The following is a 14,947-nucleotide window of genomic DNA, read 5'->3' as shown; positions in this document are numbered from 1 at the left end:
GTCACCCCACATAATAAAAAGAACCGTCCTGAGGAAGTGTCGCCTTGCCAAGTGCATGGATATACTTGGCACCGCTCAGTCGAATTAAAATGAAACGATCTTCTTCAAGATTTATGACTAAATTGATATCCTTGAGCAAGATAGATTTTTCGGAGTGTGTCAAAAAACATTCGAATACTGATTTTTGACCACCTGATGCATAGCCTCGAAGCACATACAATGCTTGCCGTAATCTTCGATTACATGAAATATCGTAAGCTGCCAAATAAAGTTGTCGTTGAGTCATGGTGTCAGTCTACGAAGAAAAACGTTTTGCATCAGCCTTGAAAAGCTTGTCAGAAATGCAAACGAATGGTTTTGAATTTTTCGGGAATGAAATGATTTAAGAGAGTCAGAGATGAAAAACCAAATCGGTTATTCAGTGGGAGTAAGAGAGTGAGCAGTGTGCTTGGAATTTGAACAACAAAGATGCATGGATCATAGCGATCGACGCACAAATCAATTGTATTGAAGATTGGTCGCGTAGCAGTAGAATCCGTTCTACACGATTAGACGTATGGCTCACTTCATCCATTAGGGTACAGCAATAAAAAGGATTACGTATTATTGACCCGAGTGTTCTTCAACAAAAAAATGGAAAGAAATTAAAAACGGAAATGAAAGTATAAAGCCCATAGGTACTATCAATTTATTTGATACCCCTTAAATTCCGTTTCTCGCAAGAAATCATTCCAGACAAAAACAGGATCAACCAACGGGTTGGTTGGAATCATAAAGGTCACAAGGTCCACTACACCGCATCCAGTACGATTGATGGTGTACCAGGCACCTTGCAATACGCCTAGGGTTACGGCGGTCAATCCTGAAACCGGGGTATCTTTTTGGCCGGTTAAATTTATATTTTTGGGCAATTCTACCCATCCGGTAGCCACGTTGACCAAACCGGAAAGAAATTTCAGACCCGCTTTGTTAAGGTACGAATCTCCGCTAATTTCTTCATTGGCAATGGCTTGAGACGAAAAAAGAAAAGACAGGGAAACCACTAAAGCTAATTTGGATATTGATTTCATCAAAACTCCGTTTTAATTGTAGGATTCTTAATATTGTCGACGATGGTCAGCTGATTATCATCAATGAATGCGTTTTACTGTTTTTTGATCGGCAGATTGCCGGGTTGACTATATCCAGTACGATGCCTAAATGTAATGCATCTGAAAGATTGTCATAAAACAGCAGGTTAATGATTGATCAAATTCATATCTGTAGCAACGATGGTTGTAAACCAACGTTAAAGTATAAAACACATCTGAAATGCGCAGTACATGGAAATAGCATAAATTTTTTGCCGGATGAGATCATTTCAATTTTTCTATGCCGACGGTTACTTAAAACTAATTATTCTTCCAATTCATAGTTTCTCCATAGTCAGGCAATTCCGGGAAATATCGTATATTGGTCACTCCAAACAAGCCTTGTAGAAAATATGTGCGTTTCAAAGGCGATTAACAATAGCTTACTTTTGTACGGTTTGGGTGGGTAGCTCCGCAGTTTTTAGCTCTACGATCTACGTTATAATATCGCATTCCTACCTTTTACTCATTTTCAAATTCATGACTAGAGATTCCCGCACTGCTTTATTGGAAAGCTTATTCGCACAACGCATTCTGATTCTGGATGGTGCGATGGGTACAATGATCCAGACATTCAAACTTTCAGAGGCGGATTTTCGCGCGCAGCGTTTTGCCGATTTCCCGCATGATCTAAGAGGGAACAATGATTTGCTGACCTTGACTCAGCCGGACATTATACGGTCGATCCATATTGGATATCTTGAAGCGGGTGCTGATATTATCGAAACCAATACGTTCAATTCCACCGCGGCTTCGATGGGCGATTATCATTTGCAGGATGTGGTTTATGAATTAAACGTTGCTGCGGCAAAACTGGCGTGTGAGGCAGCACGGATTTATGAAGAAAAAACACCGGATAAGCCGCGTTTTGTTGCTGGCGTGCTCGGTCCTACTACCAAAACCGCGTCTATTTCGCCCGATGTCAATGACCCAGGCTTTCGCGGCATTACATTTGATCAATTAGTAGCTGACTACACTGAATCGATTCATGGATTGGTCGACGGCGGAGTTGATATTCTGCTGGTTGAAACCATTTTCGATTCGCTCAATGCAAAAGCGGCCTTATTTGCTATAGACCAATACTTTGAAGATCATGACATACGCCTGCCGATCATGATCTCGGTTACCATAACCGATGCCTCCGGGCGCACATTGTCAGGGCAAACGCCGGAAGCGTTCTGGAATTCGGTCAGTCATACCCGGCCGTTATCGGTGGGAATCAATTGCGCTTTGGGTGCCGAATTGATGCGTCCGTATATTGAAGAATTGGCTGGTGTGGCGGATGTGTATACCAGCGTGCATCCCAATGCCGGTTTGCCGAATCCTTTGTCCGAAACGGGTTACGACGAATCGCCGGAATATACTGCGAATCAGATCAAAGGTTTTGCCGAATCCGGTTTTGTCAATATTGTCGGGGGTTGCTGTGGCACGACACCGGCGCATATCAAAGCCATCGCACAAGCGGTTTCCGATATCGCGCCACGCCGGGTACCCGAAATCCCGAAGAAATTACGCCTATCCGGACTGGAGCCACTGAACATCGGTGATGATTCATTGTTCGTCAATGTCGGGGAACGTACCAATGTTACCGGCTCCAGAGCCTTTGCGCGCTTGATCCTCAACGACGATTACGCGGAAGCGTTGAACGTGGCGCGCAGCCAGGTAGAAAATGGTGCGCAGATCATTGATATCAATATGGACGAAGCCATGTTGGATTCGCAGAAAGCCATGGTGACTTTCCTGAATCTTCTGGCTGCCGAACCGGATATCTGCAAAGTGCCCATCATGCTCGATTCCAGCAAATGGACCGTAATTGAGGCTGGTTTGAAATGCGTGCAAGGCAAACCCATTATCAATTCCATTAGCATGAAAGAAGGCGAAGCGGAGTTCTTTCATCATGCAAAATTGGCGCGCCGTTATGGTGCAGCGGTGATTGTGATGGCATTTGATGAGCAGGGCCAAGCCGATACCTTGCAGCGCAAGGTGGGGATTTGTAATCGCAGCTATCGCTTATTGGTGGATAAGATCGGTTTCCCACCCGAGGACATCATTTTTGATCCGAATATTTTTGCCATTGCGACGGGAATTGAGGAACATAATAACTACGGTGTCGATTTCATCGAGGCGACCCGCATCATCAAGCAGACTCTTCCATACGCCAAAGTAAGCGGCGGAGTCTCCAATGTCTCGTTCTCCTTCCGCGGCAATGAGCCGATTCGCGAAGCGATTCACACCGCTTTCTTGTATCACGCGATTAAGGCCGGTATGACGATGGGTATCGTCAATGCCGGACAATTGGGGGTTTATTCGGATATTCCTGCCGAGCTATTGGAAAAAGTGGAGGATGTCATCCTCAATCGGCGCACGGATGCAACCGAGCGCTTGGTTGAGTTCGCGGAAAATTTTAAAGGCCAAAAGAAAGAGCAAGTTGAGGATCTGGCGTGGCGCGATGAGCCGCTGCAACAGCGCTTGACGCACGCATTGGTTAAGGGCATATCTACTTTTATTGTGGAAGATACGGAAGCCGCACGTTTGGAAATCGATAAGCAGGGCGGCCGTCCGATCCAGGTGATTGAAGGGCCGTTGATGGAAGGCATGAGCGTGGTTGGTGATTTATTTGGCGCCGGAAAGATGTTTTTGCCGCAGGTAGTTAAATCGGCGCGCGTGATGAAACAAGCGGTGGCACATCTCTTACCTTTTATCGAGGCGGAAAAGAAATTATCGGGAGATAATAAACCTAAAGGAAAAATTGTTATTGCTACTGTCAAAGGTGATGTGCACGATATTGGCAAGAATATTGTTACCGTGGTTTTGCAATGCAATAACTACGAAGTGATCAATATGGGCGTGATGGTACCAAGCGCACAAATTCTTGATATGGCGCGGCGTGAAAAAGCCGACATCATCGGTTTATCCGGCTTGATTACGCCTTCTTTGGAAGAAATGGCGCACGTTGCCAAGGAAATGCAGCGTGAGGGATTTACCATTCCGTTGCTGATCGGTGGCGCAACGACGTCGCGTGTTCATACCGCAGTCAAAATTGCGCCACACTATGAAGGCCCGACCGTTTGGGTGCCGGATGCCAGCCGTGCGGTGGGTGTGTGTAGTAATCTGCTGTCACAGGATTTGCGGGTAAATTATGTACAAGAAATAAAGGACGAATACGAGAAAGTGCGCACTCAGCACAAAAACAAGAAAGGGCCGGCTAAATTGTTGACGCTTGCTGAAGCACGTGCCAATGCGTTCAAGACTGACTGGATAAATTACCATCCCTATCAACCGGAATTGATAGGTATCCGTACGTTGAATAATTACCCGCTGGAGAAAATTGTACCGTATATCGATTGGACACCTTTCTTCCAAGCCTGGGAGCTTGCTGGGCGCTATCCGGATATTCTGCAAGATGAAGTGGTTGGGGAAACAGCAAGTCAGCTATTTCGCGATGCGCAAACGATGTTGAAGAAAATAATCGAACAGAAATGGTTGAGTGCTAATGCAGTGATTGGCTTGTTTCCAGCTAATTCCGTCGGCGATGACATCGAAATTTACACTGACCCTTCACGTAACAAGCTTGCCATGACTTATCATTGTTTGCGGCAACAAGATCAAAAACCGTCAGGTAAGCCGAATCGGTGCTTGTCTGATTTTATCGCACCCAAGGAAACGGGTATTCAAGATACGATTGGCTTGTTTGCGGTAGGCGCGGGATTTGGTATTGACGAGCGCGTTAAAGCCTTCGAGGATGCTAATGATGATTACAGTGCGATTGTACTCAAAGCATTGGCGGATCGTCTGGCGGAAGCGTTCGCCGAACACATGCATGCGCGAGTGCGCCGTGAATTCTGGGGCTATGCCAAGGATGAAGCTTTAACCAACGCGCAACTGATCAACGAAGAATATCGCGGCATTCGTCCCGCGCCTGGATATCCTGCTTGCCCGGATCATACTGAGAAAGGTGCGCTGTTTTCGACTTTGAGTGCAACCGAGAATGCCGGAATCATCATTACCGAATCGTTTGCCATGGTTCCGACTGCTGCGGTATCTGGTTTCTATTTCGCACACCCTGATTCAACATTTTTTGCTGTCGGCAAGATCGGCAAAGACCAAGTGGAAGACTACGCCAAACGGAAAGATTGGTCCGTACAGGAAGCAGAACGGTGGCTGGCACCGGTACTGGCGTATGAGCGTTAAATGCCATGATCTTGCAATTATTCATAGATGTGGTGGCACGTATAAAACGCAGGCGATAGTGTTGTGGGGGCGGGTGTTTCCCAACCGACTTTTTCTTGTACCTCACGTATCTTATAAGATATAGTTAAGAGTGAATTGGGTGTAGGCCTGCTTAATTTTTAGTTTGATGGTAATTCATTCTTATCTTGATAAATTTTCTGGAGGTTGCGATGAAATCAAAATTGATGCGCTTCATGATCATTCTACTCATTATTCCACTGATGTCGGGATGCTGGCTTCTTGCTGCAGGGGGAGCCGGTGCATATGGCGGCTACAAGGCTAAGGAAGAAGGCTATGGGCTGCAGAATCCTATTACAAAGGAAAAGAAGAGTAATATTGAGGAACAGAAAAAGTAGCAAGAAAGTTTTTGGTAAAATCCCGCTTGCCCTATGCGGATTTCTGTTTAGGGAAGTGGGGATCAGGCTTGAAGTATTTGATTTGTAATTTAATTACTTTTGAATGCCACTAGAATGGTTGGAATAATGGCTAGAGATTACAGAAGGTTATTTCAAATGCTACATCATTTTCATAAATTTTGTTTTTTTGCCCTGCCTGTGTCGGAACAAAACGAATGTTTAATGCATATTTATTAGCGCTGATTTCGGGTACGCAGGGAAGTTGATCGCTTAAGTTAAGTCTGAGCATATGCGCTGAATATTCTGCGCCGGTCTGCTGAAAAACCCCCTGATTCGCAACGACTCTTAGAGTTCTTCCGCTCTTGCGTAACAACAGCAACACAATTCTGAATGCATTACGGATGGGTTGGAATGGGGATAGCCATTCGTTAAAATCTTCGTGCCGGTATATAGGATCCAAATTGAGCCAATAATGATAGGATGGTAAATCAAACACACAACAGCCACCCGGTATTCCGATGCGTTGTTTAATCGCCATCAACCATTCATTTTCACGCAAGTGTTCGCCAACTTTACCTGGAAAATCCAACATTTCCCTGAATGTGATTTTTATGTCATTGAGCACACTATCAAGAGCTGCTTCAGAAACATCCGGACTTTTTCGTAACATCTCGAGTAGCAGTTTTTGCCGTTCCAGTTCCTGTAATAAATCTGACTTAATATCTGCACGATTGGTAATTTCAAGAATCTCAAATAAAGCGATAAGTGAAGCATGATGTTCAGACGCGCTCTCTTTAGTTGAAAAGAAATCAATTTTATTGAATAAGTCTTCAAGCCGGAGAAGGGTTCGTATGCGCTCATTAAGGGGGTGTTCATAACAAATCACAATAACTATGCATCCACAACAAAGATTAGAAATATTGAATCCAGCTTCAGGGACATTATTTCACAAAAGAAGTAAATTTCCCAGTTATATTCTTGGGTGTTATTGTGTAACGTGATGTTTATTATGATAAAGACAAATATTTTTTGTGTAGCTGAGCTACCTGTACTTTCAGATATGCAATATCCAGATTGTTGACGATAATATCATCGGCTTTTTGCAATCGACTTGCTCGTGAAATCTGGGTGGCGATGATTGCTTTTATTTGATTTTCAGGCAGCTTGCTACGTTTCATTGTCCGTAATATTTGTTGTTTCTCTTCACAATCAACAACTAAACTGCGTTGGATTAATTTGTTGAAGTCATCCGTTTCAAATAGAAGCGGAATGGCGATTATGATGTAGGGCGATAGAGCTTTACTGACTTGTTGAAGAGTTTCGGCAAGAATGAGGGGATGAAGAATATTTTCTAATGCAAGTTTATAATTATTATCTGAGAAGATTAAATTGCGCATCTTTTCTCTATTTAGAGAACCATCCGCAGCTAACATGGTTTGTCCAAAAGAGTCTTTAATTGAATTCATGGCTAAACCATCGGGTTCAGTTAGCATCCGAGCGATTGCATCAGTATCAATAACATCAATACCCAGATCTACGAAATATTGGCCTACAGTTGATTTGCCACTGCCAATTCCTCCAGTTAGCCCTACAATCAAAGTCATTAATTAGAACAATCCAAAGTAAGCATGATTTAACTTTTCTCCCCAGAACAATGCAATAAGTGCCCCACCAGCAAGGTAAGGGCCAAAAGGGATGGGTATATTCTTATTGAGTTTTGCAGCGACGATCATTCCGATTCCTACGATAGCACCCACCAGCGAGGAAAAGAGTATGACCAGTGGAAGCATGCTCCATCCTAGCCAAGCCCCAATAGCGGACAGCAATTTAAAGTCACCAAACCCCATACCTTCTTTTCCGGTTATCAATTTAAAACACCAATAAATTGACCATAAGGAAAGATAGCCTACTGCGGCGCCAATTACGGCTGATTGAATATCGGTAAAACCATTATTAATATTTACCAATAATCCCAGCCATAATAACGGCAAAGTTATATCATCCGGCAATAGTTGTGTATTGAGATCAATCACTGTCAAAGTAATGAGTGCCCATACAAAAATCAATGCTGCGATGGTTATCAGACTGTATCCATAGTACCAAGCAACGATGCCGCTCATTAAAGCTGTTAGCGCTTCTACAGCTGGATAACGAAAAGAAATGCGCGCGTTACATTGGGAGCAACGGCCGCGTAACAGTAGGTAGCTGATCACTGGAATATTTTCCCATATATTCAGCTTGTGCCCGCAATGAACACAAGCTGAACGCGGACTAGTGAGATTAAATGCTGGTGATGTTTTGCTTGTTTGGTGACCTTGCAACTCTGCACATTGTTGCAGCCAACTTCTTTTAAGCATCTCGGGCAGTCGATAAATCACAACATTCAGAAAGCTACCCACCATTAAACCCAGTAGTGCTATCAAGGAAATAAAAAGAACAGGAGAATCTTGCAATATGCTGAGTAAGGTCATGGCTATTTTGTATAGATGAGAAAAAATAAAACCTAACTAACGACCATTCCCATTTTGAAAATAGGTAAATACATTGCGATCACCATACCACCAATGAGTGTTCCCAGAACAACCATGATCATGGGCTCCATTAAGCTAGAAAGTGCGGCAACAGCATCGTCGACTTCCGCTTCATAAAAATCAGCTATTTTACCAAGCATGGAATCAAGCGATCCCGCTTCTTCACCGATAGCTACCATTTGAATAACCATATTGGGAAATACGGTGCTGTTGGCCATTGATGACATTAAACTATTACCTGTGCTAACTTCAAGCTGTATATTTTTTGTGGCTTCATAGTAGATATGATTTCCAGCAGCACCCGCGACGGAATCTAATGATTCTACCAAAGGAACGCCTGCTGCAAACATTGTAGAGAGTGTGCGTGCCCAACGTGCAATAGTAGCTTTACGAATTACTTCTCCAAAGACAGGAATCTTAAGTGCGACACGATCGATAATCCGCTGCATGGGGATAGATCTTTTCCAAGTATAAAAGAAAGCATAAATTCCGCCACCCACGATACCAAAGATTGCCCACCAATAGTCGACGAAGAAATCTGAGATAGTCATTACAAAGAGTGTTGGAGCAGGTAGATCTGCACCAAATCCCTCAAATAAATCCTTAAAGGCCGGAATCACAAAAATCATTATTATTGCCGTGATGACAAATGCAACTACAATAATTGAAATAGGGTAAAAAAGAGCAGACTTAATTTTTCCCTTGATAGCTTGGATTTTTTCTTTATAAGTAGCTAGGCGGTCTAAAATAGTATCAAGAATACCTGCTGCCTCCCCTGCGCCAACAAGATTGCAATATAGCGCATCAAAATAAAGCGGGTATTTGCGGAATGCATCCGTAAGATTACTGCCCGTTTCGACATCAGCTTTAATATCCATCAACAACTTACTCAATGCCCGATTGCTATGGCCTTTCCCTATAATATCAAATGCCTGTAGCAGTGGTACACCCGATTTCATCATGGTTGCCAGCTGACGCGTAAATAGCGTTATATCTTTCTCAATAATTCTACCATTGGACTGCATTTTTTCTATTTTTGTAACTTTAATGCCCTGTCGGCGCAATGTGGAAGTTACAATTACAGTTCCTGCGGCTCGCATTTCACCTTTTAGTTGCTTTCCAAACTTATCTTTTCCTTCCCACGAATAATTGATTTCTTTTATTCTTTTCTCGGTGCTTGCGGTTACAGTTGCCATAATAAACTCCTTCAAAACTCAATATACGATTGATAGCTAAGAATTATTAACAGATACATCACAAAAATTCTAATTTATCTTTTTTGATAACAGAATCAGAAGATTGTTTTAAAATTGTGCGGATTTAACGGCATCGATTGACTATTACTTAGTGCGAGCTAAAAAATTGACGAATTAATAGCAGACTGAGTGTTTGATTTACTGATTATTAATCAATGCTGCTTTAACGCCGTCATGGACTGTGGGATATAGCAAACTTATATGTAATTCTTTTTTTATTCTGACGTTTCTAAGCCGCCTCGATTCTTTCATAAAAGATAGCATACCGGGCGTTATTTGTTCTTGAGCTTGATCTCGAGTGATACGACGAGGATGCGGCAAGCCAGAATAATCAGCTACTAAGTCAAAATATTCCCCCATCTTTAGATGAGAATCATCACAGGCGTGATAAATTCTATTGGTTTTGGCAAACCGTATGGCAGCAAAAATAATCTGAGCGAGATCATCAGCGTGTATATGATTGGTATAACTATCCTCAGCGTCCAATAATGTGGGATGGCCGTCTCGCAAACGTTGCAAAGGTAATCTATTGGCTGCATAGATTCCAGGTACCCGCACTATGCAGGTCGAAATGTGATTACGTTTCCCCCAGTTACGTATCTGTTTTTCAGCAAAGACACGTCGTATTGCTCGATCATTCTCAGGCTGAACAGGATGAGTTTCATCAATTAAATCTCCCCGGCAGTCACCATACACCCCGCTGGTGCTGATATAGATGAATCGTTGTGGTAAAATCGTTGAATTGGTTTTCGTTTTTTTTGTTAGAGCAGACAATAAATGCAGTGTTCTTGTGTCCCGTTTTCCATAATTGGGCGGAGGGGCCAAGTGTAATACCAAATGTGCTATTCCCTCGAGCTTCTTAAGACTTTTGGGGCAATCTAAATTACCGTAAATTGGAGTAATGTCATTTGCGCGTAACAGATCAGCACGGTCTGCGTTACGATATAAACCGAGGATACGGTAGTGTGTTTTTAGCAGTGGTACTGTCCGCAAGGCGACATCACCGCAACCGATAATTAACAGTGTTTTTTTCATACAATCTATTTTATTTCCAAATAGTACTCATTCTTATCTGCTACCCAATGTCGCATCAAATCTTTATCCAACCTAGCGGACATATATTAACAGTAAAGTCAGGAGAAACCATTCTTGATGCGGCTCTGCGCGAAGGTTTCTCGCTTCCCTATGGTTGTCGTAACGGTTCCTGTGGGGTTTGTAAAGGAAAAATCATCCAGGGGTCGGTGAATTATGGAGGATATAGCGAAGAAACCCTGACTAAAGAAGAAAGAGAGGGTGGTAAAGCTCTATTTTGCTGCGCTTCTCCATTGACTGACTTGATCATTGAGTGTCAGGAAATCAACGCGATCAAAGATATCGAAATAAAGACGTTGCCTTGCCGTGTGCATAAGCTCGATCTTGTTGCTCCCGATGTTATGGTTATCTCATTAAAGCTTCCTGCCAAACAGCGATTACAATTTTTACCAGGTCAATATATCGACATCTTGCTTAAAGATGGGAAACGTCGGAGTTTTTCTTTGGCAAATGCTCCTCATAATGATGAGTTTTTGCAATTACATGTGCGCAATTATCCCGGCGGTGCATTTACGGAATATGTTTTTAACCAAATGAGGGTTAAAGATATTGTTCGCTTTATTGGGCCGCTCGGATCGTTCTTTTTGCGGGATGCACCTGAAGATGCTGCAATAATTTTTCTAGCTAGTGGAACAGGATTTGCGCCAATAAAAAGTATCCTTGAGCACGTTTTATATCAAGAAAATGATCGAAGCAGCAAAAGAAAAATGATTCTCTACTGGGGTGCCCGCACAAGAGCTGATTTATATTTAGCTGGGTTAGCTGATAGCTGGCAACAACAGCATAAAAATTTCACCTTTGTGCCTGTATTGTCCGAACCCTTGCCCATTGATAACTGGGAAGGAAGAACGGGATTAGTTCATGAGGCTGTGATGCAGGATTTCAAGAATCTGGAAAAATATCAAATTTACGCCTGTGGCGTCCCTGCTATGATAAAAGCAGCGTATCAAGACTTTACTCTTTATTGCAATTTGCCTAAAAATGCTTTCTTTTCGGATGTATTCACGCCATCGACTAGCAATCCTTCAAGCCCAAGCAGTTAAGTTCATTTAAAGAAAAGGCCGCTGAATAGCTAAAAATGTAATCACAGTTATGTAAGCTAGCACAGATTCTTGTAATTTTAGTTATATTCTTTTCTTCTGTTCTTGCGGCCTTTTCATCAACCTTCCGGAAAAGAAAGCGCTTTTTAGCGATCTATTAAATGAGCTGCTTTAGACATGGTTCGAGCCCTTTATTATAATGACTCATAGCCAATTCATGTTTGCCGAGCTTCTCGTTTAGTTGTGCCAATGCGAAATGTGCTTTATAACTTGGCTCAACCGATAAACTGGCTTCTAGATAATTTTGCGCTTTGCCCCACAGTTCACAATGTGTGCAGAGTTTACCAAGCGTCAGTAACAGTTGTGCATTATTGGGCTGTGATTTCAACCATACTTCAGCGCATTCAATTTGCCTGTTGACATGATAACCTAGGCACTCCGCATAAAGTTCAATTAGGTCGTTATCCCATGTGATCGGAACATTCTGTTCAATAATCCGATTTGCGGTTGCACAATTTCCTAGAGAAATGTATGAACGTACTGCAGCTGCACAAAGCTTACTATCCATTTTTTCCAGTGGTGATATGTGCAACCAATACTGATTCAAAGATTGCGAATCGATTGCTTTGCTTCTAATATTTTCTATTTGTGCATCGTGTTTTAATTTTTTTATGTATGTTTTATTAGCCGATTGACGTTTTTCCAGCACTTCAGTTAATTCCAACACCGCATCCCAATTTCTGCCACGTTGCTGAGCTTCCAATTCTAATTGCAACACAGCAGTTGGCTGTAATCCTCCTCCTGAATATAATGACTGTAAGGTTTTAAGTGCATCCTGATAATTTCCGTCATTCAATTGGAATTCAGCTTTTGTGGCAAGGCATAAGGACTTCTCACTTGGTACTTGATTGAGTGCATTATTTAAATATTGATCTCGTGCGTTAACTTGATTGAGTTTGTGCGCTGAACGAGCTGCAATAACGGCACTGATGGCTTTCACAGTTGCTGAATTTGCTAATTTTAATGCTACGGTGGCATTCTTTTGTGCTTTAACAAAATCGCCTTCAAAGTAAGCTTTCAGCCCGGACAACAGCATTTCATCCGTTTTTTTATGGCGATGCCTTTTGCTGAATCCGAATATCCCCAGGACGAGTCGTACTAGAAAATAGAAAACTAGAAAAGCTACGATCACTACAATAATAAACTGGTCGAGCGGTAGTTCTAATTGATAAGGCGGCATCACCAATGAAGCATGCCCGGTGATGTGTTTAGCAGTAAGTGTAACAGCTACAGCAGCAGCGAATAGTGCTATTAGCCAGACTATCAGTTTCATATATTCTCCTCATTGCAATAGAGTCGATCATTATTAATTCATATCACGGATTATAGATACACACCCACCCACCGCTGCGGTGAGTACGATTGATATGCGACTATTTATACTTTATTTAAGGTCCTTTTATATATTTCATTCAAAAAAACACTGTCTTTCCATTGACTGAAAGTATATATACAAACCTTTCAGTAAACCTTCATCACCTGCGTATGGCACTTTCACGATTTTCTTCAATCCTAATTCTCTGGCTGCTTGGGCGATGCGTTCATGCGCTGTAAAAACCGGAGTTGTTTTCAGCAATTGTTGGCCAAGCGTGCCTATTATGTCAAATAAATTATGCAATCCCTCACTACTTGTAATGATTACTGCGTGTATTTTTCCTTGCGACCAGGCAGCAAGCAAGGGTGCGCTATCAATGTTGGGTTTTCTGCGCAGGTAACATTCTGCATATTCGATGTGCGCACCGCGTTGTGCGAGCGTATCACCCAATAACGCTCGCCCGCCATTGCCACGAAAAATTACCACATGTTTTTCGGTCATGTTTTGTAACTCTTCCGACTTAAGCAATGCTTCACTATCAAAACGCTCGATTGGAATAAGAATCTCGTTGACTCCATACCGTCTTAAGGTATCCGCAGTGCCTTTTCCAACGGCAGCTATTTTTAAGTAAGGAGGTAGCGTGCGTTGCTTGGTAATTAAATCCATGCTTTTGGTAACAGCATTAGGGCTGACAAATACCGCCCAATCAAATTCATCCAAACGATTAATCAGATCAATCAAGGGAGTAATATCCGTGACATCAGCAATTTCCAGTACTGGAAGTAAAATCGGATTACCACCGCTAACGTGAATGCTTTCTGCAAGAAAAGTGGATTGATGAATTGGACGAGTAACCAGTATGTTAATCCCGGTCAGTTGTTTGCGGATAGGCAATGTTATTTCCAACCTTCTGCGGCAGGCACCAAAGCAGCCAGAATTTCATCTGCGCCTTGTTTAATTAGCTTTTGCGCCAATTGTTGCCCCATTGCAATACCGGTTTCAGGTTTACCCTCTAAAGCTCCGCTCACTATGCGTTTTCCATCGGGCTGAGCAACGAATCCACGGAGTCGAAGCTTATCGTTGTCAATCTCAGCAAATGCTCCGAGCGGTACCTGGCAACTGCCTCCCAGTACACGACTCATCGAACGCTCAGCTTCAACGCAATAAGCAGTTGCCTGGTGGTGTAGTGGCTGCATAAGCTGAACCAGATCCATGCGATCAGCTCTGCACTCGATTCCCAAGGCGCCTTGTCCAACTGCAGGCAGGCTTTGTTCAGGATTGAGTAGGGCGGTAATGCGATTGGAGAGTTCAAGCCGTTTTAAACCGGCGGCAGCCAGAATAATTGCTGCATACTGATCTTCATCGAGTTTGCGTAACCGGGTTTGAACATTTCCCCGCAGCGGTTGTACTTGAAGTTGCGGAAAATGTGCACGCAATTGACTTTCGCGTCGCAAGCTTGATGTGCCGACGATACTGCCGGCAGGCAACACGTCCAAGCTGGCATAGTGATTAGAAACAAACGCGTCGCGAGGATCTTCTCGCTCAGTTATGGCAGCTAGCTTGAACCCTTCCGGAACATTCATGGGCATGTCTTTCATGGAATGCACCGCAATATCAGCACGGTCATCTTCCAGAGCTTGCTCAAGCTCTTTGATAAATAGGCCTTTTCCGCCAATTTTAGATAATGATTGATCCAGTATTTGATCACCGCGCGTTGTCATACCAAGTATGCTGATTTCAGTTTGCGGGTATAATTCACTTAGGCATTTCTGAATGAACTTGGCTTGCCACATAGCAAGCAGGCTTTCTCGTGAAGCAATAACGATTTTCTTGGGAAATAAAAATGAATTGGGCATTAATAATATAAAATGAAAAAATTACAAAAAATTCCTATTGGCAATCATTTTAACATGGCCGACCCTGACTTGGCGTGCCGG

General features: G+C 42.9%; 13 protein-coding genes. 3 read left to right on the top strand and 10 right to left on the bottom strand.

All coding sequences use genetic code 11. The annotated features are described in order from the left end of the window. Position 1: 1 nt before the first annotated feature. Both ATY38_RS03645 and ATY38_RS03640 read right to left on the bottom strand, forming a co-directional pair. Positions 2 to 286 carry a CRISPR-associated endonuclease Cas2 gene (locus ATY38_RS03645; RefSeq protein ID WP_062558103.1) on the bottom strand — a complete coding sequence of 95 codons (285 nt, stop codon included), beginning with the start codon at positions 284 to 286 and terminating at the stop codon, positions 2 to 4. Positions 287 to 683: 397 nt separating this feature from the next. Beyond that, positions 684 to 1,070, bottom strand: a complete 387-nt coding sequence (locus ATY38_RS03640) for an exosortase system-associated protein, TIGR04073 family (protein WP_062558102.1) — start codon at positions 1,068 to 1,070, stop codon at positions 684 to 686. A gap of 540 nt (positions 1,071 to 1,610) precedes the next feature. Here ATY38_RS03640 and metH point away from each other — a divergent pair. Further along, entirely contained in the window at positions 1,611 to 5,321 is a 3,711-nt protein-coding gene (gene metH / locus ATY38_RS03635) for a methionine synthase (RefSeq protein WP_062558101.1), read from the top strand. A 209-nt stretch (positions 5,322 to 5,530) separates the two neighbouring features. After that, positions 5,531 to 5,716, top strand: coding sequence for a hypothetical protein (locus tag ATY38_RS03630; protein WP_062558100.1), 186 nt, complete (start codon positions 5,531 to 5,533; stop codon positions 5,714 to 5,716). A gap of 130 nt (positions 5,717 to 5,846) precedes the next feature. Here the strand turns inward: ATY38_RS03630 and zapD are convergent, their stop codons facing one another. From zapD to ATY38_RS03605, 5 genes are all read right to left on the bottom strand, one after another. Next, positions 5,847 to 6,602, bottom strand: a complete 756-nt coding sequence (gene zapD / locus ATY38_RS03625; RefSeq protein ID WP_062558099.1) for a cell division protein ZapD — start codon at positions 6,600 to 6,602, stop codon at positions 5,847 to 5,849. Positions 6,603 to 6,723: 121 nt separating this feature from the next. Next, positions 6,724 to 7,320 (bottom strand): dephospho-CoA kinase, encoded by a 597-nt coding sequence (gene coaE, locus ATY38_RS03620; RefSeq protein ID WP_062558098.1) that lies wholly within the window; start codon positions 7,318 to 7,320, stop codon positions 6,724 to 6,726. 3 nt (positions 7,321 to 7,323) lie between these two features. Continuing rightward, positions 7,324 to 8,187, bottom strand: coding sequence for a prepilin peptidase (locus ATY38_RS03615; RefSeq protein WP_062558097.1), 864 nt, complete (start codon positions 8,185 to 8,187; stop codon positions 7,324 to 7,326). A gap of 32 nt (positions 8,188 to 8,219) precedes the next feature. Then, complete coding sequence (locus ATY38_RS03610) at positions 8,220 to 9,443, bottom strand: type II secretion system F family protein (protein WP_062558096.1); 1,224 nt, start codon at positions 9,441 to 9,443, stop codon at positions 8,220 to 8,222. A gap of 198 nt (positions 9,444 to 9,641) precedes the next feature. Next, a complete protein-coding gene (locus ATY38_RS03605) occupies positions 9,642 to 10,538 on the bottom strand; it encodes an SDR family oxidoreductase (RefSeq protein WP_062558095.1) in 897 nt (298 codons plus the stop codon). 47 nt (positions 10,539 to 10,585) lie between these two features. Between ATY38_RS03605 and ATY38_RS03600 the strand changes: the two genes are divergently transcribed. After that, entirely contained in the window at positions 10,586 to 11,638 is a 1,053-nt protein-coding gene (locus tag ATY38_RS03600; protein ID WP_062558094.1) for a CDP-6-deoxy-delta-3,4-glucoseen reductase, read from the top strand. Positions 11,639 to 11,792: 154 nt separating this feature from the next. On the opposite strand, the gene ATY38_RS03595 is transcribed toward ATY38_RS03600, so the two are convergent. The 3 genes from ATY38_RS03595 to hemC form a co-directional block, all read right to left on the bottom strand. Beyond that, positions 11,793 to 12,968, bottom strand: coding sequence for a heme biosynthesis HemY N-terminal domain-containing protein (locus ATY38_RS03595; RefSeq protein WP_062558093.1), 1,176 nt, complete (start codon positions 12,966 to 12,968; stop codon positions 11,793 to 11,795). A gap of 135 nt (positions 12,969 to 13,103) precedes the next feature. Continuing rightward, a complete protein-coding gene (locus ATY38_RS03590; protein WP_082633062.1) occupies positions 13,104 to 13,904 on the bottom strand; it encodes a uroporphyrinogen-III synthase in 801 nt (266 codons plus the stop codon). 2 nt (positions 13,905 to 13,906) lie between these two features. Further along, positions 13,907 to 14,866: a hydroxymethylbilane synthase gene (gene hemC / locus ATY38_RS03585; RefSeq protein ID WP_062558092.1), complete on the bottom strand. Its 960-nt coding sequence runs from the start codon at positions 14,864 to 14,866 to the stop codon at positions 13,907 to 13,909. Positions 14,867 to 14,947 lie beyond the last annotated feature (81 nt).

Source organism: Nitrosomonas ureae (assembly GCF_001455205.1).
Taxonomy (GTDB): Bacteria; Pseudomonadota; Gammaproteobacteria; order Burkholderiales; family Nitrosomonadaceae; genus Nitrosomonas; species Nitrosomonas ureae.
The sequence above is the reverse complement of the archived record's forward strand: the minus strand, read 5'-3'. Positions and strand labels throughout refer to the sequence as shown.

Excerpts from the sequence above, each read along its gene's own strand:
- ATY38_RS03645 (WP_062558103.1), bottom strand. The coding sequence starts at position 286 with ATGACTCAACGACAACTTTATTTGGCAGCTTACGATATTTCATGTAAT.
- ATY38_RS03640 (WP_062558102.1), bottom strand. The coding sequence starts at position 1,070 with ATGAAATCAATATCCAAATTAGCTTTAGTGGTTTCCCTGTCTTTTCTT.
- metH (WP_062558101.1), top strand. The coding sequence starts at position 1,611 with ATGACTAGAGATTCCCGCACTGCTTTATTGGAAAGCTTATTCGCACAA.
- ATY38_RS03630 (WP_062558100.1), top strand. The coding sequence starts at position 5,531 with ATGAAATCAAAATTGATGCGCTTCATGATCATTCTACTCATTATTCCA.
- coaE (WP_062558098.1), bottom strand. The coding sequence starts at position 7,320 with ATGACTTTGATTGTAGGGCTAACTGGAGGAATTGGCAGTGGCAAATCA.
- ATY38_RS03615 (WP_062558097.1), bottom strand. The coding sequence starts at position 8,187 with ATGACCTTACTCAGCATATTGCAAGATTCTCCTGTTCTTTTTATTTCC.
- ATY38_RS03610 (WP_062558096.1), bottom strand. The coding sequence starts at position 9,443 with ATGGCAACTGTAACCGCAAGCACCGAGAAAAGAATAAAAGAAATCAAT.
- ATY38_RS03605 (WP_062558095.1), bottom strand. The coding sequence starts at position 10,538 with ATGAAAAAAACACTGTTAATTATCGGTTGCGGTGATGTCGCCTTGCGG.
- ATY38_RS03600 (WP_062558094.1), top strand. The coding sequence starts at position 10,586 with ATGTCGCATCAAATCTTTATCCAACCTAGCGGACATATATTAACAGTA.
- ATY38_RS03595 (WP_062558093.1), bottom strand. The coding sequence starts at position 12,968 with ATGAAACTGATAGTCTGGCTAATAGCACTATTCGCTGCTGCTGTAGCT.
- hemC (WP_062558092.1), bottom strand. The coding sequence starts at position 14,866 with ATGCCCAATTCATTTTTATTTCCCAAGAAAATCGTTATTGCTTCACGA.